The organism is Lentzea albidocapillata, assembly GCF_000719115.1.
GTDB lineage: Bacteria > Actinomycetota > Actinomycetes > Mycobacteriales > Pseudonocardiaceae > Lentzea > Lentzea albidocapillata.
In genome coordinates this window covers 1-25,972 of record NZ_JOEA01000041.1, presented here as the reverse complement: position 1 = coordinate 25,972, position 25,972 = coordinate 1, and the positions used below count along the sequence as shown (strand labels likewise).

Annotated in this window: 25 protein-coding genes and 1 pseudogene; 7 read left to right on the top strand and 19 right to left on the bottom strand. The window is 68.3% G+C overall.

Going from position 1 to position 25,972, the window contains the following annotated elements; all coding sequences use genetic code 11:
* Positions 1–1,183 (top strand): alpha/beta fold hydrolase (locus tag IG04_RS0141355; RefSeq protein WP_211257921.1); only part of this gene is annotated, 1,183 nt, incomplete at its 5' end.
* A gap of 11 nt (positions 1,184–1,194) precedes the next feature.
* Here the strand turns inward: IG04_RS0141355 and IG04_RS0141350 are convergent.
* Entirely contained in the window at positions 1,195–1,674 is a 480-nt protein-coding gene (locus tag IG04_RS0141350) for a hypothetical protein (RefSeq protein WP_169746042.1), read from the bottom strand.
* A 79-nt stretch (positions 1,675–1,753) separates the two neighbouring features.
* Positions 1,754–2,416: a hypothetical protein gene (locus IG04_RS0141345; protein ID WP_051771983.1), complete on the bottom strand. Its 663-nt coding sequence runs from the start codon at positions 2,414–2,416 to the stop codon at positions 1,754–1,756.
* 222 nt (positions 2,417–2,638) lie between these two features.
* Here IG04_RS0141345 and lnt point away from each other — a divergent pair, with 222 nt between their 5' ends.
* Complete coding sequence (lnt, locus tag IG04_RS0141340; protein ID WP_159460540.1) at positions 2,639–4,165, top strand: apolipoprotein N-acyltransferase; 1,527 nt, start codon at positions 2,639–2,641, stop codon at positions 4,163–4,165.
* On the opposite strand, the gene IG04_RS0141335 is transcribed toward lnt, so the two are convergent.
* Both IG04_RS0141335 and ctaD read right to left on the bottom strand, forming a co-directional pair.
* On the bottom strand, positions 4,131–4,484 hold the full coding sequence (locus IG04_RS0141335; protein ID WP_159460541.1) for a DUF2231 domain-containing protein: 354 nt from the start codon (positions 4,482–4,484) through the stop codon (positions 4,131–4,133). The two genes, lnt and IG04_RS0141335, sit on opposite strands and share 35 nt — an antisense overlap.
* A 768-nt stretch (positions 4,485–5,252) precedes the next feature.
* Positions 5,253–7,010, bottom strand: a complete 1,758-nt coding sequence (ctaD, locus tag IG04_RS0141325; protein ID WP_030482209.1) for an aa3-type cytochrome oxidase subunit I — start codon at positions 7,008–7,010, stop codon at positions 5,253–5,255.
* A gap of 66 nt (positions 7,011–7,076) precedes the next feature.
* Here ctaD and lgt point away from each other — a divergent pair, with 66 nt between their 5' ends.
* Entirely contained in the window at positions 7,077–7,916 is an 840-nt protein-coding gene (gene lgt, locus IG04_RS0141320; RefSeq protein ID WP_030482208.1) for a prolipoprotein diacylglyceryl transferase, read from the top strand.
* Here the strand turns inward: lgt and IG04_RS0141315 are convergent.
* From IG04_RS0141315 to IG04_RS0141270, 9 genes are all read right to left on the bottom strand, one after another.
* Positions 7,868–8,482 carry a TlpA family protein disulfide reductase gene (locus tag IG04_RS0141315; protein WP_030482207.1) on the bottom strand — a complete coding sequence of 205 codons (615 nt, stop codon included), beginning with the start codon at positions 8,480–8,482 and terminating at the stop codon, positions 7,868–7,870. The genes lgt and IG04_RS0141315 overlap by 49 nt on opposite strands.
* A 1-nt stretch (position 8,483) precedes the next feature.
* Entirely contained in the window at positions 8,484–9,098 is a 615-nt protein-coding gene (locus tag IG04_RS0141310; protein WP_030482206.1) for a TlpA family protein disulfide reductase, read from the bottom strand.
* Positions 9,095–9,700 carry a hypothetical protein gene (locus IG04_RS0141305; protein ID WP_051771974.1) on the bottom strand — a complete coding sequence of 202 codons (606 nt, stop codon included), beginning with the start codon at positions 9,698–9,700 and terminating at the stop codon, positions 9,095–9,097. Before IG04_RS0141305 ends, IG04_RS0141310 begins: the two co-directional genes overlap by 4 nt.
* Positions 9,697–10,176: a cytochrome c-type biogenesis protein gene (locus tag IG04_RS43480; RefSeq protein ID WP_051771971.1), complete on the bottom strand. Its 480-nt coding sequence runs from the start codon at positions 10,174–10,176 to the stop codon at positions 9,697–9,699. Before IG04_RS43480 ends, IG04_RS0141305 begins: the two co-directional genes overlap by 4 nt.
* Complete coding sequence (locus IG04_RS0141295) at positions 10,169–12,136, bottom strand: heme lyase CcmF/NrfE family subunit (protein ID WP_030482203.1); 1,968 nt, start codon at positions 12,134–12,136, stop codon at positions 10,169–10,171. Before IG04_RS0141295 ends, IG04_RS43480 begins: the two co-directional genes overlap by 8 nt.
* Positions 12,133–12,549, bottom strand: a complete 417-nt coding sequence (locus tag IG04_RS0141290; RefSeq protein ID WP_030482202.1) for a cytochrome c maturation protein CcmE — start codon at positions 12,547–12,549, stop codon at positions 12,133–12,135. The genes IG04_RS0141295 and IG04_RS0141290 overlap by 4 nt, the downstream gene beginning before the upstream one ends.
* A gap of 78 nt (positions 12,550–12,627) precedes the next feature.
* The gene (gene ccsA / locus IG04_RS0141280; RefSeq protein ID WP_030482201.1) at positions 12,628–13,347 is read right to left on the bottom strand and encodes a cytochrome c biogenesis protein CcsA; all 720 of its coding nucleotides are present in this window, start codon (positions 13,345–13,347) and stop codon (positions 12,628–12,630) included.
* A complete protein-coding gene (locus IG04_RS0141275; protein WP_030482200.1) occupies positions 13,344–13,994 on the bottom strand; it encodes a heme exporter protein CcmB in 651 nt (216 codons plus the stop codon). The genes ccsA and IG04_RS0141275 overlap by 4 nt, the downstream gene beginning before the upstream one ends.
* Positions 13,991–14,614: an ABC transporter ATP-binding protein gene (locus IG04_RS0141270; protein ID WP_036016998.1), complete on the bottom strand. Its 624-nt coding sequence runs from the start codon at positions 14,612–14,614 to the stop codon at positions 13,991–13,993. The genes IG04_RS0141275 and IG04_RS0141270 overlap by 4 nt, the downstream gene beginning before the upstream one ends.
* A 92-nt stretch (positions 14,615–14,706) precedes the next feature.
* Here IG04_RS0141270 and IG04_RS0141265 point away from each other — a divergent pair, with 92 nt between their 5' ends.
* The 4 genes from IG04_RS0141265 to IG04_RS0141250 all read left to right on the top strand — a co-directional run bounded on the left by IG04_RS0141265 (position 14,707) and on the right by IG04_RS0141250 (position 17,423).
* Positions 14,707–15,429, top strand: a complete 723-nt coding sequence (locus tag IG04_RS0141265) for a cytochrome c biogenesis CcdA family protein (RefSeq protein ID WP_030482198.1) — start codon at positions 14,707–14,709, stop codon at positions 15,427–15,429.
* Positions 15,430–15,503: 74 nt separating this feature from the next.
* Positions 15,504–15,806 carry a four-helix bundle copper-binding protein gene (locus IG04_RS0141260; protein WP_084402278.1) on the top strand — a complete coding sequence of 101 codons (303 nt, stop codon included), beginning with the start codon at positions 15,504–15,506 and terminating at the stop codon, positions 15,804–15,806.
* Between the two features lie 27 nt (positions 15,807–15,833).
* Positions 15,834–16,256, top strand: a complete 423-nt coding sequence (locus IG04_RS0141255; RefSeq protein ID WP_144065800.1) for a plastocyanin/azurin family copper-binding protein — start codon at positions 15,834–15,836, stop codon at positions 16,254–16,256.
* A gap of 228 nt (positions 16,257–16,484) precedes the next feature.
* Entirely contained in the window at positions 16,485–17,423 is a 939-nt protein-coding gene (locus IG04_RS0141250; RefSeq protein WP_245816758.1) for a C40 family peptidase, read from the top strand.
* A 120-nt stretch (positions 17,424–17,543) separates the two neighbouring features.
* Here the strand turns inward: IG04_RS0141250 and IG04_RS0141245 are convergent, their stop codons facing one another.
* From IG04_RS0141245 to IG04_RS0141225, 6 genes and pseudogenes are all read right to left on the bottom strand, one after another.
* Entirely contained in the window at positions 17,544–18,617 is a 1,074-nt protein-coding gene (locus IG04_RS0141245) for a sulfite exporter TauE/SafE family protein (protein WP_030482194.1), read from the bottom strand.
* A gap of 91 nt (positions 18,618–18,708) precedes the next feature.
* On the bottom strand, positions 18,709–19,101 hold the full coding sequence (locus IG04_RS0141240) for a hypothetical protein (RefSeq protein WP_144065801.1): 393 nt from the start codon (positions 19,099–19,101) through the stop codon (positions 18,709–18,711).
* Between the two features lie 53 nt (positions 19,102–19,154).
* Positions 19,155–19,940 (bottom strand): class E sortase, encoded by a 786-nt coding sequence (locus tag IG04_RS0141235; protein ID WP_420864963.1) that lies wholly within the window; start codon positions 19,938–19,940, stop codon positions 19,155–19,157.
* Between the two features lie 212 nt (positions 19,941–20,152).
* Positions 20,153–20,317, bottom strand: a pseudogene (locus tag IG04_RS48525) (GTP-binding protein); the annotation flags it as partial.
* Positions 20,292–25,115 carry a DUF4082 domain-containing protein gene (locus IG04_RS0141230; protein WP_030482191.1) on the bottom strand — a complete coding sequence of 1,608 codons (4,824 nt, stop codon included), beginning with the start codon at positions 25,113–25,115 and terminating at the stop codon, positions 20,292–20,294. The pseudogene IG04_RS48525 and the gene IG04_RS0141230, both read right to left, overlap by 26 nt.
* A 172-nt stretch (positions 25,116–25,287) precedes the next feature.
* Positions 25,288–25,972, bottom strand: a 685-nt coding sequence (locus IG04_RS0141225) for an MFS transporter (protein ID WP_036016996.1), incomplete at its 5' end; no start/stop codon positions are given.

Below are 25,972 nucleotides of genomic sequence, written 5' to 3'. Positions count from 1 at the left end.
CAGGGCCGTGGCCGCCGAGGTCGGGATCGACGAGGTCATCGCCGAGGTGCTGCCCAAGGACAAGGTCGACGTGGTCAAGCGCCTGCAGTCCGAGGGCCGCGTGGTCGCGATGGTCGGCGACGGCGTCAACGACGCCGCGGCACTGGCCCAGGCCGATCTGGGCCTGGCGATGGGCACCGGCACGGACGTCGCCATCGAGGCCAGCGACATCACCCTCGTGCGCGGCGATCTGCGGGCCGCGGTCGACGCCATCCGGCTGGCGCGCCGCACGCTCGGCACGATCAAGGGCAACCTGTTCTGGGCCTTCGCGCAGCGCGAACAAGCAGACCGTCTGACCCGGTGGGCCGGCTCGCACGTCAGCGAGCCGGCCCACCTCCACGCTGAGGGGGCAGTGATGCAGGACAGCCACGTCACCAGGGCAGGCGCGACGATCGCGTACGAGCTCACGGGATCCGGGCCACTTCTCGGGTATGCCCACGGCGTCTTCCTCAGCCGCGCGGCCGTGCGGCGGCTTCACCTCCTCGACTTCGACGCCCTCGCGGCCGGTCACCGGCTGCTGACCTACGACCAGCGCGGCCACGGCCACTCGACGGGCCGCCCGATCGCCGACGACTACCGCTTCGAGAACTTCACCCTCGACCTGCTCGCCCTGCTGGACGAGCTGGACCCCGACGAGCCGATCGACTTCATGGGCTCCTCGCTGGGCTGCGACGTCGCGTTGCGCGCCGCCATCACCGCGCCCGAGCGCTTCCGCCGCCTCGTGCTGATCATCCCGCCGGTGGCGTGGGAGGTGGGCCCGAACCAGACGCGGCAGTGGTACACCGACAACGCCGAGGCCATCGAGTCACGCGGCGCCGCGCACTGGCGGCAGGAGTGGGCGCGGCGGGAACCTCTGCCGATCTTCGCCGACTACCCGGCCTTCGACCTGCCCCCCGACATCCCGGACGACCTGCTCGCCCCGATCCTGCGCGGCATCGGCGAGTCGGACCTCCCCGCCCAGTACGAGATCGCGACCCTGCCGCATCCCGCGCTGATCCTCACCTGGGACACCGACCCGCTGCATCCCGTCTCGACCGCGCGACAACTCCACGAACTGCTGCCCGACTCGACGCTGCACGTGTCGACCACCGTCGCCGATGTGCAGACCTGGACAAACCGCATCGCCGACTTCCTGGCTCGTTAGGACGACGTCGGTCAACCCCCGCCAGTCATCGCGCAGTCGGACTCCGCGGGCGCGTCGACGGTAACCGCCGCGACGGCTTCCTCGCGGACGTCGACGCGGATACCGCAGATTCGCGTCGGAGCGTCCAAGTCCTTGTCCTCCTTGCTCCGGCAGTCGCCACCGCAGTCGCGAATCCACGAGACGACCCGGTAGCGCCCCTTGGGCAGGTATTCGGACAGTTCCGCCGGGACAGTGCGGAACGACCGCTCCACAACCGACTTGCCGTCCGCGTTTTCCACTCGCAGGAACCGCACCGCCGAGTTTGCTCGCTCAGCCGGTTCCTCGACAACGACGTCGAGGGTGCCGACCGGCCCTTCCTCTGCTTTCGGAGAGTGCGACGGCACGGTCGCGGAAGTCGTTGCGGCGGTGGGAGTCTGCGGGCTACCTGGTTGAGGCGATCCACAGGCGCCGACCACCAAGGCGCACACGACAACGGGCATGACGATGCGCATAGCCATGATCACCTCTGAGCTGGGTGATGCCGGTCGGTGGAGGATGCGGGTCCGCCGCCGACCGGCATCGGATGGAGGATCAGTCCGTCCAGAGCACGGACGTCACGGTGTCGCCGGTCACGATCGCCGTCGTGGACGGACCGGAAGCCGCGGCCGCCGTTCCGTGACCATGGTTGTACATCGAGACGAGCTGGTTGTAGTCGTGCGTGTTGGGCGACACGTAGGCCGGGTCGTCGATTCCCGCGTAGTCCATGCAGGAACCGGCGTTGGTGAACTGGTGGTCGAGGCCGTAGTCGTGCCCGATCTCCTGGCACATCACGTGCCGCCGCGCGGCGCTGGTCCACGAGTACGAGTCGTTGACCTTCGTGGTACCCCAGGCGATGTGCCCGCCGGCCAGGTTGATCTGGGCGAGCCCTCGCCACCCGGTCTGGCCGTAGGTGTAGTTGCACGCCCTGACCCGGCCGGTCGAGGCGGGACAACTCCGCCGCGTCGTGGTGCTCGTGTCGCTTGCGGTGACGGTGTTCTCGAAGACCGGCGAGCGGTTCCAGTCGGCATTGGCCTGGCTGAGGCTCGCGTCCCACGTGGACGTGACGCTGTCGAGAATCGCCAGCCTCAGCACCGTCGAGGACGTTGCACGGTTCCAGTGGTAGTTGTTCCAGCTGTTGCTCGCACCGGCCGGGATCGCGGTCGTGACCATGGTGACGGCAACCAGTGCGGCAACGGAAAGCAGCCATCTGCGCATAGCAGGGACTCCTCATGGTGCAGGGATGCGCCCGTGAGGTTGCGGGCGGCGGCAGGAACCTAACCCCGCCGCCAGCCCGCGTCGTACCTACTAAAGAAGGTAGTAGACCTACCGAGGCCGGAATTACTACTTCCGATAGTACGTCCGTTCACCCATTCGGCCTATTCCACACCAAGCGACCATCTTCTACTAAGATCCATAGTAGAAACGAGGTGGCCATCGGTGTTGACCAGAACCGCAGTCCGACGATCATGGCGGAGCCCCGCACTCGCCGCAGCAGGAGGCGGAGCGCTCGCACTGGCATTTCCGCCTGCCGGGTTGTGGCCACTCGCCGCACTGGGACCGGCGTTGCTGGTGCTGGCCGTTTCCGGCCGCAGGCCGCGGGCGGCCTTCGCACTCGGCACCCTGTTCGGACTGACGTTCTTCGGCCCCCTGTTGTGGTGGCTGAGCAACCTGGGCCTGCTGCCCTGGATCGGGCTGACGGTCGTGCAGGCGCTTTTCATCGGCGTGCACGGGGTAGTGATCCGCGCTTTGCTGCGGCTGCGGTGGTGGCCGGTGGCGGTCGCCGCGAGCTGGGTTGCCATCGAGGCGCTGCGCGGCCGGTTCCCGCTCGGAGGTTTCCCGTGGGGCAGGCTCGGGTTCAGCCAGACTGACGCCCCCTCGCTGCAGTGGGCGAGCGTCGGCGGCGTGCCCCTGCTGAGCCTGCTCGCCGCACTGACCGGATCAGCACTCGCCTGGACGCTGCTGACCGGTCCACGCCGCCGGACCGCACTGGTCGCCGTGCTGGGCACGGGCCTGGTGTGGATGGGGGGAGGCTTACTTCCTGCCCCGCCCTCGTCGGACCGCGACCTCACCATCGCGGTCGTGCAGGGCAACGTGCCGCGCGGCCGGACCCTCGCCGAGCAGGTGCGCGTGCGCCAGGTCACGCAGAACCACGCCGAGGCGACCCTGAGGCTCGCCGAGGACGTGCGCGCAGGCCGGGTCCCGGCGCCAGACCTCGTCGTGTGGCCGGAGAACTCGACCGACACCGACCCTCGGGGCAACCCCGTCATCGCCGAGACGATTCGCTCGGCCGTGCAGGCCATCGACCGGCCGGTGCTGATCGGCGCGATCGTGCGCCAGGACGGACGCATGTTCAACGTGGGGCAGCTGTGGTTGCCCGATCGCGGTGCGGTGGCGGAGTACGCAAAGCGCCAGCTCGTGCCGTTCGGCGAGTACGTGCCCGGCAGGTCGCTGTTCCGCTGGGTGCAGCAGCTGCAGTACATCCCGCGTGATTTCAGCCCCGGCAGCGGTGACGGCACACTGGACGCGGGTGGCACGCGGATCGGGGATGTCATCTGCTACGAGGTCGCGTACGACGGTCTCGTGCGTTCGTCGGTCGAGGCCGGTGCGGCGTTGCTGGTCGTACAGACCAACAACGCGACGTACATGTTGGACGGTCAACGCGGCGAGACGCTGCAACAGCTCGACATGGCCCGCGTTCGCGCGGTGGAGCACAACCGGCCCGCGGTGGTCGCTTCCACGACCGGTATCAGTGCGGTGGTGCGCCCGGACGGGTCGATCGCGGCCATGACGGAACCGTGGACGCAGCAGGTCCTGGTCGAGCGGGTGAACCTGCGCACGACCACGTCGGTGTGGCTCTCACCGTGGGTCGAGCTGTTCGCTGTACTGCTCGTGGTAGCCGGACTGGGCGCGGCGGTCGTGGGTCGCCGGCTCAGACGCGCCGATGAGCCAGCAGCGCTCCGCTGACCACTCCCGCCAGGAGGAACACCGCGCCGATCAACGACACCGCGAGCGCCTGCACGCCGACGGGCTGCTCCAGAGGCTCGGCCTTCCTCAGCACATAGCTCGTGAGGAAGGTGATGGAGGCTGCGGTCATCAGTCCGAAGTGGACCAGGGCCAGGCGGAACGCCTTGGTGCGTGCGGGAATCGGCAGCGAGTCGAGAAACCCAGCCACGGCGGCGACACCCGCGGCCAACAGCCCCCACCCGATCAGCGAGGTGGCCGCTCGAACATCTGGCACCGGGTCAACGGCCGAGCGGGACGCGAAGTCCAGAACCAGGCTCACCACCCAGCAGCTGACCGGGAGAAGCCCGAGCACCGCATGCGGTCTCGTGTGCCGTCGCCACGGTCGCGACCGGCTCGTGTCCGTTTCGCCGTCGATCCACACCCGCTCAATCTACTATCTCAGACAGTAGATTGAGCGGGAAAGGGCGCGGGAGAGATACCCAAGGCGTCCAGGACGCCACCGGGCAACATTGGCTGTTCGATCATGAAGATCGCGCTTCCGCGCGTGTGACCAGAGCAGATGTTAGTAGCTGGCGTGATCGGCAAACGCTTGCGTCGGCGGTTTTCTACAACCAACTCGTCGCACGCCAACGAACCGTCGGAAACTGACGTTGCGGGTTCTCGGCGATCTGACAAAGCACTACTGGTCGGCGTCGTCGACCGCCGGCAGCGGCTTCCGGTCGATCACCCGATCTGCGAGCCGGTCCGACATCTCCGCCTGCCCAGGGCCCACCCGCGGCGACCCACGCGAGGACGTCCTGGGTCGCCTCTTCGGTGAGCACTCCACCGAACCAGACAGGGCGGGCCCCCTGCGCGCGTGCCGCCGGCGTGGGACGCACGACCACCACGTTGGAGTAGTCGCACGAGTCGAGGCAGTTGGCGACGCGGACGTCCCCGACGGCCTCACGGAACGCACGAAGCTGGCGTTCGTGGTCGAAAGCGGGGTGTTTCTCCGCCGTACCGCAGCAGCAACCGCGACATACCGTCAGCTTCGGGTCGGTCAACACACTCTCCAGGTCGCAAGGTCGCCGGGATGCTACCCGCGACGTCAGCCACCGCTGCGGCCGTCTGCCGGATCGACCGCCTCGGCCAGCTTCTCCGACGGTGCCGCAGGGCCGTCGTGCCGGGCACCACCGCCGACGTGCGCCTCCAGCCTGATTCGTTCGATCATGTGCGGGTAGTGCAGCTCGAACGCCGGGCGCTCCGAACGGATCTTGGGCAGCTCGGTGAAGTTGTGCCGCGGCGGCGGGCAGGACGTCGCCCACTCCAGCGAGTTGCCGAAGCCCCACGGGTCGTCCACCGTCACGACCTCGCCGTACCGGTACGACTTGATGACGTTCCAGAGGAACGGCAGCGTGGACGCGCCCAGAACGTACGCGCCGATCGTGGAGATCACGTTCAGCGTCGTGAAGCCGTCCGACGCCAGGTAGTCCGCGTACCGGCGCGGCATGCCCTGGTTCCCCAGCCAGTGCTGGACCAGGAAGGTCGCGTGGAAGCCGATGAACGTGGTCCAGAAGTGGACCTTCGCGAGCTTCTCGTCGAGCATCCGGCCGGTGATCTTCGGGAACCAGAAGTAGATGCCCGCGTAGGTGGCGAACACGATCGTGCCGAACAACACGTAGTGGAAGTGCGCCACGACGAAGTACGTGTCGGAGAGGTTGAAGTCGATGGGCGGCGAGGCCAGCAGCACGCCGGAGAGCCCGCCGAAGAGGAAGGTCACCAGGAACCCGACGGAGAACAGCATCGGCGACTCGAAGGTGAGCTGTCCCTTCCACATCGTGCCGATCCAGTTGAAGAACTTGATGCCCGTCGGGACCGCGATGAGGAACGTCATGAACGCGAAGAACGGCAGCAGCACGGCGCCGGTCGCGTACATGTGGTGCGCCCATACGGCGACGGACAGCGCCGCGATGCCCAGCGTCGCGAAGATCAGTCCTTTGTAGCCGAAGATCGGCTTGCGGCTGAACACCGGGAAGATCTCCGACACGATGCCGAAGAACGGCAGCGCGACGATGTAGACCTCGGGGTGGCCGAAGAACCAGAAGAGGTGCTGCCACAGGATCACGCCGCCGTTGGCGGGGTCGAACACGTGGGCACCGAGGTGACGGTCCGCCAGCAGCCCGAACAACGCGGCGGTGAGGATCGGGAACGCGATCAGGATCAGCACGCTCGTCACCAGGATGTTCCAGGTGAAGATCGGCATGCGGAACATCGTCATGCCGGGCGCGCGCAGGCAGACCACCGTGGTGATCATGTTCACCGCCCCCAGGATCGTGCCGAGGCCGCTGATCAGCAGACCGGAGATCCACAGGTCGGCACCGGCGCCGGGCGAGTGGATGGCGTTCGACAGCGGGGTGTACGCGAACCAGCCGAAGTCGGCCGCACCACCGGGGGTGATGAAGCCGGACACGACGATGATGCCCCCGAACAGGTACAGCCAGTACGAGAGGGCGTTCAACCGCGGGAAGGCCACATCGGGTGACCCGATCTGCAGCGGCAGCACGAAGTTCGCGAAGCCGAACAGGATCGGCGTCGCGTAGAGCAGCAGCATGATCGTGCCGTGCATGGTGAACAGCTGGTTGTACTGCTCGTTGGACAGGAACTGCATGCCCGGCTTCGCCAGCTCGGACCGGATCAGCAACGCCATCACGCCGCCCGCCATGAAGAAGGCGAACGAGGTGACCAGGTAGAGAACACCGATCTGCTTGTGGTCGGTGGTGCGGAACATCCGCAGCAGGAAGGAGCCCTTGACCGGCCTGGGCCCGCGGGCGAACGGCACGGGAATCGGTTTGGCGGTGACCGTCATCCTGACGCACTCCAGCTGCTCCGGGTTGTCTACTATTTGACATAGTAGACAACCTCGGGAGAGCTCATGAACCTGGCCGCACTGCCCAGTCCGGCGACGTCCGTGTGGTACCTGGGCCCGGTACCGCTCCGGGCCTACGCGCTGTGCATCATCGCGGGCATCATCGTCGCGGTCCTGCTCACGCGCCGCCGGGTGCGGGCGGCGGGTGGTGATCCGGACGTCGTGGCCGACATCGCGACGTGGGCGGTGCCGTTCGGCATCCTCGGCGGCCGCCTCTACCACGTCGCGACGAGTCCCGAGCTCTACTTCGCGCCCGGTCGCGAGCCGATCCGCGCGTTGTACCTCTGGGAGGGTGGTCTCGGCATCTGGGGCGCGGTCGCACTGGGAGCCGTCGGCGCGTGGATCGGGTGCCGGCGCAGGGGCGTCCGGCTCGTCGACTTCGCCGACGCGGTCGCGCCGGGACTGGTGCTGGCACAGGCGATCGGACGTTGGGGCAACTACTTCAACCAGGAGCTCTACGGCGGGCCGACCACGCTGCCGTGGGCGTTGGAGATCGACCCCGCCCACCGTCCGGCCGCCACGCCGGACATCGGGCTGTACCACCCGACGTTCCTCTACGAGTCGCTGTGGAACCTCGGTGCCGCGCTGGTGCTGCTCTGGGCCGGTAAGCGGTTCGCGCTGCGGAACGGGCGGCTGTTCGCCCTCTACGTCGTGCTGTACACGGCCGGGCGAGGCTGGATCGAGATGATGCGGGTCGACCGGGCGAACGAGATCCTCGGTCTGCGGCTCAACGTGTGGACGTCGGTCATCCTCCTCGTCGCCGCGCTGGCCTTCCTGCTGGTCACCCGCAGGCGCGATCAGGGGGAGCCGGCGGCACCGAACTCCTCGACCGCCGCCCGGACCTGATCCGGGGTGCGGAACACCAGCGGGGCGGTGACCTGCCGCACCGTTCCGTCCGGCCGGACGACGTAGGAGACGGGCAGCACGCGCGGGACGGCCAGCGCCTTCTGGACGGCTTCGCCGGCGTCCACGACGCTCGGGTACCGGACGCCGAGCGCGACGACCGCGCCGAGCGCCTCGGACGGCACGTCCTGGACGTTGACGCCGACGACCGGGACGGCGCCGGCTTGCCGGGAGTACTCCTGCAACACCGGCATCTCCTCCCTGCACGGCTGGCACCAGGACGCCCACAGGTTGAGCAGCACGGTCCGCCCGGCCAGCGCACCACCCAGCTCCACGGTGCCGGGAGCTCCCAGGCACTGCACCGTGAGACCGGCGAGCGGACCGGTGGGTGATCCGGAGCCTGCCTGTGGGCAGGGTTCGAGTGCGGCCCGCTGCCGCAGCTCGGCCAGCGCCGCGTCGTCCTGAGCCGGAGCCGAACGGCTCGGCTGGACGTCGGTCGTGTCGTCGCGGGGCCACAGCGCCACGGCGGTGGCCACCGCCAGCACGACGACGAGAATCGCCCACCTCATCTCACCCTCCCGGAGCGGGTTGTACGGAGCCCTCGGTGCGTGAGTCGGGCCTGCGGCCGTCCAGCATCGCGTCGAGGGCGGTCTTCAGCAGGGCGGCGTCGGTCGGACCGGTGATCTTCGCGGCGATCGTGCCGTCGCGGTCGACCAGGAACGTCTCGGGTACCCCGAACACGCCGAACTCCAGTGCGAGGGCGGATCCGGCGTCGCGCACGTACCGGTAGGCACCGGCGGGCCCTCGACCGAGCTCGTCGAGGAACGCCGTCGCGGCAGCCGGTTTGTCCTGGTAGTTCACGCCGACGAAGACCACTCCGGAGTCCCGGTACGCCTCGGCGGCGGCCACCAGGACGGGATGCTCCTCGCGGCACGGCACGCACCACGAAGCCCAGAAGTTCACCACGACGACGTTGCCGCGCAGCTCGGCGAGCGACGTCGAGCCGCCGCCTTCCAGGTTCGGCGCCGCAACCGCGGGCACCGGCTGCCCGATCAGTGGCGAGTCGACCAGTGCAGGGTCCTTCCCCAGGCGACTGCCGAGGACGGCACCCACGGCCACTGTGACGACGACCACGGCCAGAGCGGCCCACCGGACCTTGCGCCACCCGGACGTCGTGTCGCTCATCGCGCTTCCTTGAGTGCAGTGAACCGGTCACGCACGGCAGCGGGTATCACGTCGCGCCGCAACACATCGTCCACAACGGACATCGCGCTCGCACGGTCCTGGTCGATCGTCTGCTGCTGAAGCAGGATCTCCAGGTGTGCCACGGCCTTCTCGTAGGCACCCGCGCCGACGTACCTGCGCACCAGCGCAAGCCGCATGCCCGCCACGCCGGGGTTCGCCGAGATCACCTGTTCCATCTCCTCGTCGGTCACCGCGGACAGCTCCCGTGACGGCTGCTGGAGCACCTCGTTGCCGCTCACCGCGCCACCGGCGGGCCGATCGCCGAGCTGACCCGGCAGCAGCACCACGACGGCGAAGAACGCGCCCAATGCGGCGACCACGTAGGCGATCACCGGGCCTCGCCGCCTCTCCGCCCTGGGCTGCCGGCTTGAAGGCGATTCGAGCTGCCGGATGGCCGCGGCGGCGACCGCCTCATACTCGTCACGGAGCCGCTGTGCCGCCGCAGGCGGGATCTCGCCGTCGTCGACCTGTCGCTCCAGGTCGACGATGTCGCGCAACGCCTGGTCGCGCCGCCCTTCGATGCGTTCCACGTCCTCGGTCACGGCTGTTCCTCGATCGGGTCGCGCATCCGGAGCTTCTCCACCGCGGCGGCGACCATCTCCCGGTCCTCAGTGGACGGTTCCCGCCGCTCCGGCCGCCGCGTCCAGCGGAGCACGAACCACGTAGTGCCCGAGGCGACCGCGGCGAGAGACACGATCCAGAGCGCGAGCGTGCTGCCGGACATCGGCGGGTCCAGCAGCACCCAGCCGCCGTAGCGGGCCCGGAAGTGGTCGATGACCTGGTCGTCGGTACGGCCCGCAGCGATCTGGTCGCGCACTACCTGCCGCATCGCCTGCGCGGTGTCCGACGGCGAGTCCGCGATCGACACGCTCTTGCATACCGGGCATCGCAGCCGCTGTTCCAGCTCATAGGCGCGATCGGTCTCACGCTCTCCTCCGACGAGCACTCCGATCACCGTGACGGCGAGCAGCACGACGAGCAGCAGCCCGTTTCCCCACCGGAGCGGCAACCTACGCACGGGAGACCACCTCCGGCGCAGCCTCCTCCGTCTTGCGGCGCGGCCGTCCGCTGACCGCCCAGAACCCTCCTGCGGCGACGAGTGCGCCACCGGCCCACAGCCACGACATCAGCGGGTACCGGTACAGGTTGAGCACCACCCGGTCGTCCTCCAGCGCACCGAGCGCCACGTAGACGTCCTGCGCGGCGCCGGGCCAGACCGACGGCTGTCCCACCGCCTGCGGCCGTCCGGCGAAGGCGTTGAGCCGCGGCTCGGCGACGCGGACCACCCGGTCTCCCTGCCTGAGCACGATGTGGGCGTCGGTGCTGGTCCGGTCGGAGAGCTCGTGGCGCTCGGTCTTCTCGAACGTCACGGAATACCCGGCGAACTCGGCCGACGCTCCTCGATCGAGGGTCACCGTGGCGCGCTGCGCGAAGGCGCTGGAGGAGACGATCGCCAGTGCCACCACGGCGACGCCTAGGTGCGCGAGCTGGCCACCCCAGTAGGCCCGCTGGGATCGCAGCAGCCGCCACACCGCTGCCGGGCGTGGCTGCGGCACCGTGACGACCAGCTGCCGGACCGTCGCCGCGGCACTTGCCGACACCAGGAACATCACCAGGACGACGCCGGGATCGCGCACACCCGCGAGCACCATCGCCGCGGCGGCGGAACTCGCCGTGAGCAGCGGGACGCGCAGCCGCGTCCACATCACGCCGAGCGTGGCGTGCCGATAGGGCGTGAACGGACCGATTCCCATCGCCAGCAACAGTCCGAGCGACAGGGGCACGGCCATCCGGTCGAAGAACGGCCTGCCCACCGACACCTGTGCCCCGGTCACCGCTTCCACCAGCACGGGATAGACGGTGCCGGTGAGCACGACGAAGGCGAACACGGTCAGCAGCAGGTTGTTGACCAGGAAGACGCCTTCACGGCTGGCGAGGCGTTCCGGACGCGACTGCGACGCCATCCGCTCGCCGCGCAGGGCGAAGAGCGTGAACCCGCCACCGAGCACGAGCACGAAGAACCCGAGCAGCGCAGGGCCGACCGCGGACTGCGAGAAGCTGTGCACGGACACGACGACGGACGAGCGGGTCAGGAAGGTGCCGAGGATCGTCAGCGCGAACGTCGCCAGCACCAGCACGAAGTTCCACGACTGCAGCATCCCGCGCTTCACCTGCACCACGGCCGAGTGCAGGAACGCGGTGGCTACCAGCCACGGGATCAGCGCGGCGTTCTCCACCGGGTCCCACGCCCAGTAGCCGCCCCAACCGAGCACCTCGTACGACCACCACGCGCCGAGCACCAGCCCGCCGGTGAGGAAGCTCCACGCGACGAGGTTCGCGCGGCGGCTGCGGCGCAACCAGTCGACGCCTCCCTGCCTCAGCAGCAACGCCGACATCGCGAAGGCGAACGGCACGGTGAACCCGACGAAGCCGAGGTAGAGCATCGGCGGGTGGAACGCGACCATGATGTGGTCGCGCAGCAACGGGTTCGCACCCGGCCCATCGGCAGGTGGATTGGCCATGATGGTGAACGGGTTGGCCACCGTGGTGACGAGACCGAAGAAGAAGGTCCCGACCACGCCCATCACACCCAACGCTCCGGTGCCCAGCCGGTCCTCGACCGAGCGCACCTGCCGTGCCACGACGGCGGTGTAGCCGGCCAGCACGAGCGCCCACAGCACCAGGCTGCCACCCAACGACGCCCACGCGCTGGTGATGGTGAAGAACAACGGCGTCGACCGGGAATGCACCTCGGCCACATAGGACATCGCGAAGTTGTCCGTGAGCAGGGCTCCGACGAGGGCGCTCATCGACAGCACGCCGCCGCCGAGCATGCACCACGCGGTCACCCGCAGACGAGCGTGACGTACGCGGCCGGGGTTGCGCTGGGCGCGGAAACCCAGCAACGCCAGGACGATCGAGGCAGCGAGACCGAGCATCGCGCCGCTCCAGCCCGCGGCAGGCAGGACGGTGTTCACGATGCCGCACCTTCCGTCGCGGGTGGACGGTAGTTCTCGTCATGCTTGACGATCATCGTGTCGGACACGAACCGGTCGTCCTGCCAGGTTCCTTCGATGACGACACCGATGCCCGCTTGGAAGAGCTGGGCGGGCGCGCCGGTGTGCTCCACGATCACCGACGGGCTGGTCGCGTCCAGGGCCGAGCTCACGACGAACCGAAGCCCGCCCTCGGATCGGTCGACGCTGCCCTCGCGGACGAGCCCGCCGAGCTGGAAACGCTGCCCGTCCGGGAAGTCCGCCCTGCGTCCGATCGCCTCCTGTGGGGTCAGGAAGTAGACCAGGTTGCTGTTGAGGTTGCCGAAGACGAGCAGGCCCACGAGCACCAGCACGATGCCCGCGACCGAGAGGACCAGAAGCCGGTAGCGTTTCACGAGCGGCGCACCAGACTGATCGCGTACACCGCGAGCGCCCCGTAGGCGATCACGAAGCCCAGCACGACCCAGGACCACTCACCCATCGCGGGAGACTCCTTCCAGACGAGGTGCGCTGACAGCGTCACCCGCCAGCGGACCGGGGGTGGCGTCCGCCTCGTCGTGTGCCGCGGCCAGGCGCATCCGCGCCCGCAGGAACACCGCGAAGACGACCGTGAACGCCAGCAGGTTCACCAGCAACGCGGCCAGCATGCTGTGGTCGATGGTGGGATCGCCCGGCCGGAGAACAGTGGGCGGCTGGTGCAGCGACCTCCACCAGAGCACCGACATGTGCACGATCGGCACCTGGACGAACGCCACCACCCCGAACACGGCCGCGCGGCGGGCACGCACCTGTGGATCGAGCGTCGCCCGGCGCAACGCCAGATAGCCGAGATAGACGAAGAACATCAACGCGGTGGTGACCAGGCGCGGATCCCAGGTCCACCACACACCCCACACCGGCTTGCCCCACACCGACCCGAGCACGATCGCGAGACCGGTGAAGAACACGCCGACCTCGGCCGCGGCCGAGGCCAGCCGGTCGTGACCGGGCTTTCGCCGCCACCACCACGCGACGCTCGCGCCGAACGTGATCGCGAAGCCGAGATAGGCCAGCCAGGCGGCAGGCACGTGGACGTACATCAGCCGCTGGAGGTTTCCCTGGATGCGGTCGGGTGGCGCCATCAGGCCGGCGGCGAGTCCGACGGCGAGCAGCACGGCCGCGATGATCGGCAACCTGCGACCCAGCAGTGTCATGCCACCTCCTCGAGGTGTGGTGCGCCCAGCAACAGGGCGAGGACGGCGATCAGGTCAACGGTGAGCATGAGCAGCAACCACGGCCACGGCGCGACTTGTGGTGCCTGTGTTGCTCCGAGCAGCAACGGAACCGCCAGTGGCAGCACCAGAACCGGCCCCAGGACGGTGCGGCCGTCGAGCCCCTGAGCCAGCGCGCCGGCGAGGGTCCCGAGCAGGCCGAGTCCCGCCGCGACGAGCGGCAGCACCACGAGCAGCCACGGCCACCCGTGCGGCGCGGGGTCGTACAGCACGATCGTCACGGGAAGGAGCAGCAACTCGAAGGCGAGCAGCAGCAAGGCACTCGCCACCGCACGACCGGCGAGCCGCACGACGGGGTGCACTCCGGACAGACGCAGCAAGGCGATCTGGGCGGGCGTCTCCACGGCGCTGTGCCGCAGCGTGACGAGCAGGCCGAACAACAGGACCACCACCCAGTACAGGCCTGGGCCGATCTCCCTCAGCAACGGGGTGTCGGTGCCGACAGCGAGCGGCACGAACAGCAGTGCCACCGCACCGAACGGCGTGGTGACCAGCAGTGCCTCGCCCGACCGTGCCTCGATGCGAAGATCCTTGCGGACGATCTGAACGAGCTGACGCCCCGCCGTCATACGATCACCGCCGGACCGACCCGCCCCGCCACGAGTTCGACCACGCGATCTGTCGAGCGAGTGACCTGGTCACGGTCGTGGGAGACCACCACGGACGCTCCGTCTCGGTGCCGCACGACGTCCAGCACATGGTCCACCAGGCCTGCGGACGCGACGTCGAGCCCGGTGTGCACCTCGTCCAGCAGCAGCAAGGACGGCTCGGTGACGAACACCCTCGCGAGATCCGCTCGCCGCCGCATGCCGTGCGAGCAGCGGTCCGCCCGCCGATCCGCCGCCGCGGCGAGCCCGACGGTCGCCAGCGCGGCGTCCGCCACCGCGTCGTCCCGACCGGCCAGCCCCGCGACGAACCGCAGGTTCTCCCTCAGGGTGAGCTGCGGGTAGAGCGCGGGGGAATGGCCCAGCAGCACGACGGGACCACGTACCCGGACGGTGCCCTCCACCGGCGTGACCAGGGTCGCCAGTACCTTCAGCAGCGTGGTCTTGCCCGATCCGTTCGCGCCGATCAGGCCGAGCACCTCGCCGGCGGCCACGACGAGGTCGAGCCCGCGCAGCACGGCAGTTCGCTGCACGTCGACGTGGACGCCTGCGAGTTCGGCCTGCGGGGAAAGCGGAGAGTGCACGGAAGCGGACCTGCCATCGGGGACGTATCTACTAAGATGCATCGTAGGTTAGCCGCTCGGCAGGGACGGCCCGCATCCGGGAGGAGGTCACGTTGGAGCTCTTCGCGCTGACGTCGCTGGCGCTTGTGGCCGGCATGGTCTCGTTCACCTCACCGTGCACGCTGCCGTTGCTGCCGGGCTACCTCTCCTACATCTCCGGACTTTCCCACGACGAGAAGACGAGGTCGCGCGCTCGCACGGTACGTGCGGCACTGCTGTTCGTGCTCGGATTCTCCACGGTGTTCGTCGCACTCGGCACGACCGCCTCGGCACTCGGACTGGCACTGGCACAGAACCTTCGAGTCATCAACATCGCGGGTGGGGCGGTGATCGTCCTCATGGGACTGACCGTCACCGGTCTCGTGCGGATCCCTCTGCTGGCACGCCAGGCGCGGTTCGACCTGACCCACATCGGCCGCGGACCGGCCGGTGCGTTCCCGCTGGGCGCCGCTTTCGCCTTCGGCTGGACGCCGTGCGTCGGGCCGGTGCTGGCCTCGATCCTCACCACGGCCGCCACGACGGCCACCGTGTCACGCGGCGCGGTGATGTTGCTCGCCTACTCGGCCGGCCTCGGCCTGCCGTTCCTCCTGCTGGCCCTCGGGTTCGGCCGGGGCGACGACCGGCTCGGCTGGCTGCACCGGCACTCCCGGCGCATCGAGATCGCCGGCGGCGCCCTGCTCGTCGTCATGGGCATCGCGGTGATGACCGGAGACTGGACGCGGTTGATGAGCGACATGCTCGGCGTCTACGCCCGGCTCGGCTGGCCACCGCTGTGAGATCTACTATCTGAAGTAGTTGCACTGCGAGTCAGATGCGCCCCGCCGGGGTACTCGGATGCCGTTGACCGTCAGTGAAGGAGGAGTGTGCCGACGCCTGTCTGAGCGAGGAGAACGTCGCCGAGCTGGTCAAGTGTGTGCGGACGAACCTCGACTGCGCGGACATCTGCGACACGACCGGGCGCGTGCTGTCCCGGCACACGGGCTACGACGCGAACCTGACCCGCGCCACCCTCGAGGCCTGTGCCGCCGCCTGTAAGGCGTGCGGCGATGCATGCGCGGAGCACGCGGGCATGCACGAGCACTGCCGCGTGTGCGCGGAGGCGTGCCGCCGTTGTGAAGAAGCTTGCCGAGAACTGATCAACGCCCTGGGCTGAACGCCCGCCGAGCGGGAGGTGGACGAGATGAAGTGGTCGACGTGCGTTGTGGCGGTGGCGGCCGGGATGACGCTCTCCGCCTGTTCGGGCCAGAACACCGCGGAACAGACCAGCGCACCGACCACGCCGTCCACACCACCTCCCGCGACCTCAGGACCGCCGTCACCGGCAGGCTCCGAGATCACGGTGACAGAGACCGAGTACCGCATCACTCTCCCGCAAACCACGCTCACACCCGGCGCCTACACGTTCACGGCGCGCAACGAGGGCAACGCCCCGCACGACCTGCTGATCAAGGGGCCCGGCGTCGACTCGGCCAGGACCGAGATCCTGCCGGGCGGCCAGGAAAGCCGCGTGACCGTCACGCTCCAGCCTGGCGAGTACGAGCTGTGGTGCTCGGTCGGCAACCACCGTGCCAACGGCATGGAGACGACGATCACCGTCGGCTGACCTCGAAAACATACGATCAAGAACAGTACTAAGCCCGCTAGTGGACGAATCGATCCACGTTCCGTAACCTGTCCGCGACCTTCAGGCCCGTAGTAGTCCGTTCGGGTCTCCAACTGGGGTCGCCGCACCACAGAGGGCGACGACCTCCGCGATGAAGAAGAAGGAACACGCAACGTGGTGTCGCCCCTCTCAAGGCGCACGGTCCGTGGAGCGGTAGCGGCTGCGGCCGTGGTCGCGGCAGCGAGCCTGGCTCCCGCCTCTGCGGATCCGGCATTGCCGCCGAACGCCTCGGAAGCGCTCAAGAAGTACAACGACCTGGCCAAACAGGCCGAGAAGCTCAACGAGGACCATCTGCGCGCGCAGGAGGACCTCGAGGCCAGGCAGGGCGACCTGGAGAAGGCCAAGGCGGATCTCGGTACCGCGAAGCAGGCCGAGGAGGCGCTGCGCGGGCAGGTCGACGTGATCACCGAGTCGACGTTCAAGGGCGCCAGGTTCAACCAGCTCTCGGCAATGCTGGTCAGCGACTCGCAGCAGGACTTCCTCAACCGGATGTCCGCACTCGGCATCGTCGCCGCCGACAACGCGGAGGCGCTCGGCAGGCTGACGGACGCGGTCGCCCAGGCGGACGACGCCCAGCGCCGGGCTCAGGAGGCGACTGACGGCGCGAACAAGGCCGTCGCGGACATCACCCAGCGCAAGGCCGAGTTGGACAGTCAGGTCACGCTCGCCCGTCAGCAGTACAACCAGCTCAATGCGGCGGACCGCGGCGTACTCGGCAGCAGCGGCGACATGTCGAAGATCGCCGTCCCGGCCGGCACCGCGGGCAAGGCGCTGGAGTACGCGCTCGCGCAGCGTGGCGACCGGTACGTCTTCGGCGCCAACGGGCCCGACGCGTGGGACTGCTCCAGCCTGATGCAGGCCTCCTACCGCACGGCCGGCGTGTCGATCCCGCGTACCACCTACGGTCAGGCCGGAGTCGGCCGCACGGTGTCGCGCAACGAGGTCAAGGCGGGCGACCTGATCATCTACTACGCGGACCAGCACCACGTCGCGATGGCGGTGGACAGCGTCCGCGCGGTGCACGCCTCGACCGAGGGGGTTCCTGTGAAGATCGCCGACATCGACTCGATCGGCCCCATCAACGTCATCCGCCGGCTCGAGGGATGACAGGTCGCGCCGGGCGGTCTCTCCCGAACCGCCCGGCGCTGGACACCGCTAGGGCATCGGCGAGGCCTGATGCCCTCGACTCGGAAGACGTGGGTCGTGGTGGCCACAGTGGATCCTCTTTCAGACGATGGTGATGACGCCGGTGTACATGCCCATCCCGCAGGCGTAGTCCAGCCGTCCCGGCTGCAGGACGCCCAGATCGATGCGGGTGTCGCCCCTCACCGGCAGGATCTTCTGCTCGTCGCGGATGACGAAGGACCGCACGCAGCCCTGCGCGTTCTCCGACCTGACGACGAGCGTCGTCGGTACACCGGAACGGACCTGAACGTTGTCGGGGCTGTAGGAGCCGCTGCGCGCGGTGATCACCACCGTCTGCTGTCCCTCCACTTCGGACACGGTGGCGGTGTCGGCCGGAGTGTCGGCGGATCCGACGGATCGCACGATCTTGCTGGCCGCCAATGGTGATCCGGCCAGTTCAAGGCCGCCGTTGAGCGTGTACAGGCCCATGGCCAGCACCACCAGGCCGGTCACGACGGCGAGCCTGCCCTTCCAGGCGGTAGCCGCCTTGCGCGCGGCATAGCCGAGGATCGCGAACAGCGGACCGGTGCCGAGCACGAACACGGCCATCGTCGCCGCCCCGGACAACGCGGACCCGGACGCGAGTGCCAGTGCCTCCACGGAAAGTGTGACACCGCACGGGATCAGCACCGTGGCGAAGCCGAGCAGGGCCGGCGCCAGCGCGGCCTGCGAACGGGCGCGGCTGCGCACGATCTTCATCCAGGACACCGGCGGTTCGACGACGATGCCGCGGAAGCCCGGAACTCCGAGCTGTGCCAGCCCGAACACGATGATGAGCAGACCGGCGCCGATCTGCAGCCACGTACGAAGCCCGACCGACAGCTCCACCACGCTGCCGAGTGCGCCCAGCAGCGCGCCGAGCAGCGTGTGCGAGACCAGCTTGCCCGCCAGGAAGCCACCGACCGGGGCCAGGTCGTCCCCCAGCTGGGTGCGCCAGTTCCGCCGCTCGGCGACCACGGCGGCCTGCCTGTTCTTCCCACGACGGGGTGGAGCCACCGGTTCGGGCGTCGCCGCGCGCTGGCGGGTGATCAGTCCGGTGAGCAGGCCGCCCTGCACCGCGGCGCAGGACACACCACCGGCGAACAAGCCGGTGACCAGAACAGCAGCAAGATTCACGAAAGCTCCTCCAGATGGGATGGGAAAGGCCGCAAGCGGCACGTCGTTGCCCGTCACCTCGGCGTCGAACCGGGATGCGGGCAGACCTCTCCTAAATCCGCAACAGACAGAGACTCGCGAGACTTGGCGCTCGCGGCAGGACAACCGCAGCCAGCGCCGCACGGACAGGCCGCAATATTGCCGCTGAACTGCGCAAACCGGGCAGTCTCAGCCCAGCGGCGATGGCGATGACGGCCACGATGAGCATCAGGCAGGCGACGAGCGCGCCACCCGTGTCGCTGTCACCGGAAGCGTCCAGAGCAACGAGCATCCCGGCCGCAACGGGGCGTTCAACGGTGAGCTCGTGGCCGTCGTGTGCCATCGACATGCTGTCGGCACACTGCACACCCACCACCAGGGCCAGCCCGGCGAGCACGGCCAGAATGACGGCCAGCCGCGAGAGGTGTCCTCGCGCCCCGTGCGTAGTGCGGGCCGTGCCGTTCATGGCCGACATCTTACGGAGCACCTGTCAACATCGTGTTTGCCCTTGCCTGCACCTCACCCGCCGGTGAGCTCACCAGGCAGGAAGCCTGGATTCCTCGGATAGGACTGCGTCAGCACGGCGTGCACGATCAGCCGCTGCCGGTCGGAGAACTTCGGGTGGCAGGTCGTCATCGTCATCAGGCTCGCCATCTGGTCCGTGGGCAGCTCACCGCGGTAGTTCGGCACCGGATCGATCACTTCTCCCTGTTCGGGCAGGACGATCTCCTGTCCGGGCGTGTTCGCGTACGGAGCACCGTGAGTCAGCTCGAGCGGCTGGACGCCCGCGCATCGCGGGTCGCGCCCCTTGCCCTGAGCCCAACCCACTTTCTCGTTCGTCATCGGCAGCACGCGGTAGACGAACCACATCGACTCCGTCTCCACCACGACGGCGTCACAGGACTGGAGCAGGTCGAGGTCGTTGAACGGAGCCCCTTTGCCGACCCGGTGGCCCGCGACCGCGAAGTTGCCCTTCTCCCCCGGTCCGGCCGTCGTCCGGTAGTGGCCAGGTCCGACTTCCAGGTCAGCCGGAGTGGTGCCCTCGACGACGGCGAACCGGTAGTCCTCGCCAAGCACCGGGATGTACATCTTCGCGAACGCCTCGCCCGGCACGAGGTCCGTCCTGATCGGACGTTGTGGATCGGCGGCCACGGTGTTGGCTTCCGCATCCCATCGCGCGTTCAGCTGGGCGTCGGCGTTGTTCTGCTTGCGCATGGACATCAGGTCCGTGACGTACACCTCGTACACGACGAAAAGGAGCACCACCAGCCCGATAGTGATCAGAAGCTCGCCGAAACCCCGCACCGCACGGCGTCCGATGCCGTCAGGCGGAGCCGCACTCACCCTGGGGAGAACGACGGTGTCCTCGTCGAGTCGACGTCTGGTCCGCACACTCACAACATCTACTATTTATGATAGTAAGTCGGTCGGCAAGGCCGAGATCAAAGCGGTGCTCTCCGAGGGACGATGACGTCACACGAAACCGGGCTTCCGGATCGGCTGGTCAGGCCACGATCACCGCGCCTGCCCGGCTTGCCATGCATGGCACCGGGCCGGCTGATCGCGTTGGCGTGCAACGCGATCGCCTCGGTTAGCGTCGACTTCCCCGCATCCGGATGACTGATCACCGCGAACGCACGCGGCCATCCTTGGTTGCTAGCTCTTGGAGAAGACCACGTCAACCCAGTAGTGGTTGCCGCCGTAGGACAACGTCGGGAAGCCGGAGCCGACCTGGTACACGCCGTTGGCCGCACCCTCCCCGGTGGCGGGCGCCGACAACAGCGGGCTGGTCACCGTGTATCCGGCGAAGTAGCCGGCGTTCACCGAATATCGACCTGTTGTCGTTGTGTAGGAGGCGATGTAGGTCGTTCCAGCGGTCACCGCGAGTGGCGACGAGAACGTCAGGGTCTGCCAGCCGCCCGCGGACTCACCGGTGAACGTGCCGGTGGCCAAGCGCTCTCCGCTCGCGGACCACACCGAGCCGGTGTGGGTCCCGGTGTTGCCCGGCCCCTTGTAGAACTTGACGCCGGTGATCGTGCCGTTCACCGCGGGCACGAACCGGACGCCGAGCTCGTAGGCACCGGTGTCGTCCGCCGCTGCAGTCGTCGGCACCGTAGCCGAGCTGAACAACGAACACGGACACGTCTGGCTCGCTGTCGTGGTGAAGGACCACGTCACCGCCTGCGCCGACAGATTGCCGTTCAAGTCCGCCACACGCACGCTCGCCGTGTACCGGGTCGACGCGGCCATCGGTGCCGACGGCGTCCAGATCACCGTCTGCTGGTCGGAGGACCGGCTCAGCGTGCCCGTCAGCGTCGCGCCACGCGGATCGGCCACGGTGAACTGCGTGTTGGTCAGGTCGATGCGTTCGTCGAACGACGCGGTGACCGCGCTGGTGAGCCCGACCCCGGTGGCGTCCGTCAGCGGGGTGTGCCCGGTCGAGGTGGGCGCCGAGGTGTCGCTGTTGGGCGTGTAGACGATGTCGACCCAGTAGTTGTTGCCCTGGTAGCTCATCGTCGGGAACCCGCCGCCCGGCTGGAAGACACCGTTGGGGGCACCATCCCCGTTCTTCGCCGCTGTGAGCGGTGGCGCGTTGACCCCGGTGGCCTGGAAGTAGCCGGCGTCGACCGAGTAGCCACCGGTCGTGGTCGTGTACGAGGCGGTGTAGGTCAGCCCCGGTGACACGGTGACGGGTGTGGCGAACGTCAGCGTCTGCCAGCCGCTCGCCGACTCGCCGCTGAACGTGCCGGTCGCCAGCCGCTGCCCGGTCGACGACCACAGCGAGCCCGTGTGGGTTCCGGTGTTCTTCGCGCCCTTGTAGAAGCGGACGCCGCTGATCTGACCGCTCTGCGTGGGGCTGAACCGCACGCCAAGCTCGTAGGAGCCGGTGTCGTCGGACGACGTGAGCGTGGGTTCGGTGGCACCGCTGAACAACGAGCACGGGCACGTAGGTGTCGTGGTCGTGGTGAACGACCACGTCGCGGTGTTCGCCATAGCGTTGCCGTTGGCATCGGCGATCAACACGCTCGCCGTGTATCTGGTCGACGGCGCCAGAGCCGCGGTCGGCGTCCACGTCACGGTCCGCTGGTCGCCGGAAAGCGCAACGGTGCCGTACAGCTTCGCGCCGCCGGGATCGGTCAGCCAGATCTGGGCGCTGGCTGGGTCGACGGCCTCGCTGAACCGGATCGAGAGCGGCGCGTTGACCGCGATACCGGTGGCATCGGCGGCCGGCGTACGCGTGTCCAATGTGGGCGGTGTCGTGTCACCGTTGAGACCGCTGCGGTACACGACGTCGACCCAGTAGTTCGCGCCGTTGTAGCTGGAGGTCGGGAACCCTCCTCCGGCCCCATAGCGGAACAGGCCGTTGGAGCCGTCCGTGCCGTTGGCGAGCGCACGGATCCCGCCGTAGCTCGCGGTCTGGCCGTTGAAGTAGCCGCCGGTGACCGCATAGCCGCCGTTGGGCGCGTAGTACGACACGATGTAGGTCGTGTTCGCCTGGACGACGACGGGTGAGGCAAACGTCAGGGTCTGCCAGCCGGATGGCGACTCACCGCTGAAGGTTCCGCTGGCGAGCAGCAGACCGGTCGACGACCACAGAGATCCGGTGTGCGTGCCGGTGTTGCCGGCGCCCTTGTAGAAACGGACGCCGAGGACTTCGCCCTTGCCGTTGAACCTGACCTTGGTGCCGAGCTCGATGGCCGACTTGTCGTCGGCGTTCTCGATCGCCGGGGTGGAGAAGTCGTCCCACACGGTGCACGGGCAGGTCGCCGGACGGGGTGAGCCGGTCTTGAACGACCAGGTCGTTTGTGCGGTCTGGTTTCCGGCGGCGTCCTTGACTCGCACCGTTGCCGTGTAGGTGGTTGCGGCCGTCAGCGTCTGCCCCGGTGTGAAGGTCACCGTCTTGCCGGTGCCTGCCACCGCAGTGGTGCCCGTGACGACACCGGCCGGACCGGTCAGGGTGAACTGCACGGACGTCGGATCGACAGCCTCGTCGTAGGTTGCGCCCACCGCCGGGGTGAGGCTCACGCTGCTCGCGCTGTTCAGCGGACTGGTGCTGGTCAGCTCCGGCGCGCGGGTGTCCGGTCCGGGGTCCGGCGCCCACAGCACGTCGACCCAGTAGTTGCTGTCCTGCGAGCTGCGGTCCGGGAATCCGGCGCCACTGCGGAACACGCCGTTGACACCGTCGACTCCGGTTTGCAGGCCTGTCAACGGTTCCAGGTACCGCGACTGGCGGCTGAAGTACTCGGCGTCGACCGAGTATCGGCCATTGGGCGAGAAGTAGGAGACGACGTAGGTCGTGCCGCCGGTCACCGCGACTGGCACCGGGAAGGTGAGCGTCTGCCAGCCGGATGCGGTTTCACCGCTGAACGTGCCGGTGGCGAGCTGCTGACCGGTAGCAGACCACAGGGTGCCGGTGTGCGTACCAGTGTTGCCGGCGCCCTTGTAGAAACGGACACCACGGACGTAGCCGTTGGTGTTGGCCCGCCACTTCACACCGAGTTCGAGCGCACCACCGTCGGACTGGTCCACCACCTGCGGGATGTCTGCGTTCGTCCACATGCCACACGGACAAGTTCGTGCGGCGACACCGGGCGAAGCGGTCACAGGGGTCGAGAGGTTGACGGAGTCGTCCACCGCGCGCACACGGAGTTGTGCCGGTCCTGAGGCGGACGGGGTGTGGGTGTAGGTCCAGGTGGTCTTGCCGGCTTCCCAGACAGCCGGATGCCATCGGTTGCCTCCGTCGGTCGAGACTTCGACCCCGGCGACCTGGCCGGCGGCGTCGGTGACCGTGCCGGAGAAGGTGTAGGGCTGCCCGACCGTGGATTGGGCGGGAACGTTGGTGATCGAGACGACCGGGGCTGTCTTGTCGGTGCTCGCCGTCGCCGCGACGAGGTCGCCCTGCAGCGTCGCGGGCTGCACCCCCATGTCGGCGAGGAAGTTCACGGTCGCCTGCTTCATCCGGATGTCGGAGGTTGGCGTGTTCGTGAGGAACGCGTGCTCGTCATCCACGCCCCACGCCCATTGCACCGTGCCCGCACCGAACACCAGCGCGCCAGAAGCTGCCTTGTAGTAGGTGATCGCGTGCGTCTCGTTGCTCGAGCCGTACTGGTCGCCCCAGTTCTTCAGCGCGTAGTAGCCATCGACGAACACCGTCGTGCGGGACAGTTGCGCCACGCCAGCAGGCTGATGGCCGTTGTCCGGCACCGTGTTCCACTCGTAACCCAAGGTGCCCGGCTGGAAGGTGTACGTCGAACCCGCGGGCATGTTCGCCAGCGGCGTGTTGCGCCACAAGCGCATCTTGCCGAAGGCCGCAGGCACCTGAAGGGAGTCGTCGCGCCGTCCGTTGACGGTGAACCAGCTGCCCAACAACTGGTTCTCTGCCCTTCCACCGTCCTGTGGCGGGCTGTAGCGCGGGTCGCGCCACGTGCCGGTCCAGTCGTTCAAGCCGTCGTTCTGAGTGCCCTTGGTCTCCTTGAAGCACGCCAGGGTGCGCCAGTCCGTCTGCGAGGAGTCGATGCTCTTCTCCCAGCGGGTCTTCCAGAAGATCTCGTTGCCGGTCAGGAACGCCATGTGCACGCCGGCGTCTCGCGCCGCCATGACGTTGTTCCGCTGCTCGTTCGACCAGTACTCGTCGTGGCCGACGGCCATGAAGACCTTGTGGTTCTTGATCAGGTGCCCGCGCCGCGCGGAGTCCACATCGGTCGTGTAGCTGAGGTCGTAGCCGTTGCGCTCCAGGAACCTGAGCATCGGATACTCGGCGTTGAAGATGAAATTCTCGTCGCCGTCGCCGCCGGTGTACGGACGGTTGTAGCTGACCTTGTACGAGCTGCCGCCCTGGCCGGGGCCGTCGCCGAAGTAGAGACTGTTGCCGCCGTAACGGTTGTACGCGACCCAGGTGGCGTCCGACGTCTGGAAGAGGATCTTCGACGTCGACGTGTCGTCGCGGACGACGAACACGATCTCGTTCTGCACGCCGGTGTCGTTCCGTGTCGCTCGGGCGTAGTAGATGCCAGACACGGCATCCGACGGCACGTTCCAGGTCACCGACACGGCCCAGTTACCACAGTCGATGAGCGCGGTCGGCGCGTCCCGCAGGCACGGCGGCTGGTTCTGCGGCGTGTTGCGGGAGACGGTGCCGATTTGACGCGCCCCCACTCCCCCGTACCAACCGAGCCGGAAGATGTCGAGGCGGTACGCGGGCGCGCTGGTCAGCATCTTGAACTGGACCTGGCCGCCCGGCGTGACGCTGATGTCGGTGGTGTAGCCCAGGATGGTGTCGTCGCGGTAGGGCGCCTGCCAGTTCGGCGTTCCGGGCTTGGTGTTCTCGCACGCGACCTTGTTGACCACCGGAGCATCACACGGAGCCGCGCTGGCAGGCGGTGCCGTCGCCACGTTCGTCGTGACGAACGTGGCAGCGACGAGCACGCAGACGACGAAGAGCCGCACGACGAGCCGCGACCGGGGCTGCTGGGCCGACATGACGCTCCACTTCTCGAACTTCCGACCAGGGCGACGATGTCGTGAATACTATTTGACCTAGTAGGACACCGTCGTCTGCAACTTCGGTCGGCAAGACCAGCTCGTTACAGCGAATGCGCCGATGCGTCCAAAGATCACATCAGCTTTCCGAATGAAGCCAGGTTGAAGCCGACTACCCGCGCGCACGTCGTGAGCCGGTCATGACAACGGCGATGACCGCTGCAAGCGCGAGCAGTCCGGCACCTACGACAAACGCCGCAACATAGCCGTCTGTGAGCACGTCGTCGCCAGAATCGCCTTTCGCCGCGGTGACGGACAGCGCCACCACGTTGAGAGCCGACACACCAACCGCTCCGCCGATCTGGCGCATCGCGTTGGTCAGCGCGCCGGCGACACCCGCGTCGCCGGACGGCACGCCGTCCAGCGTGATCTTGGTGACCGTGGTGAGGGCGGCTCCGATGCCCAGGCCGCTCACCAGCAGTGCAGGGAAGAGCACCGACCAGAAACCACTGGCCGGGTCGAGCACGCCGAGGTAGGCCATGCCGGCCGCGCCCATCAACAACCCGGTGGTCAACACGGCTCGCGGACCACTTCGGCCAAGGATCCGGCCGGCCGCCAACGAGCCCACGAAGACGCCGGCAGCACTGGGCAGGAACGCCAGTCCGGTCAGCAGTGGCGAGTACTCGCGGACGAGTTGCAGGTAGTAGGTCAGGAAGAGGTAGAACGCCAGCAGCGCGGCTCCGGCGAGGAACACGATGGCGTACCCGGCACCGCGCACACGGTCGACCACGACGCGCAGCGGCATCATCGGCCGTTCCGACCGGCGTTCGATGACGACGAATGCGATGAGTAGCGCC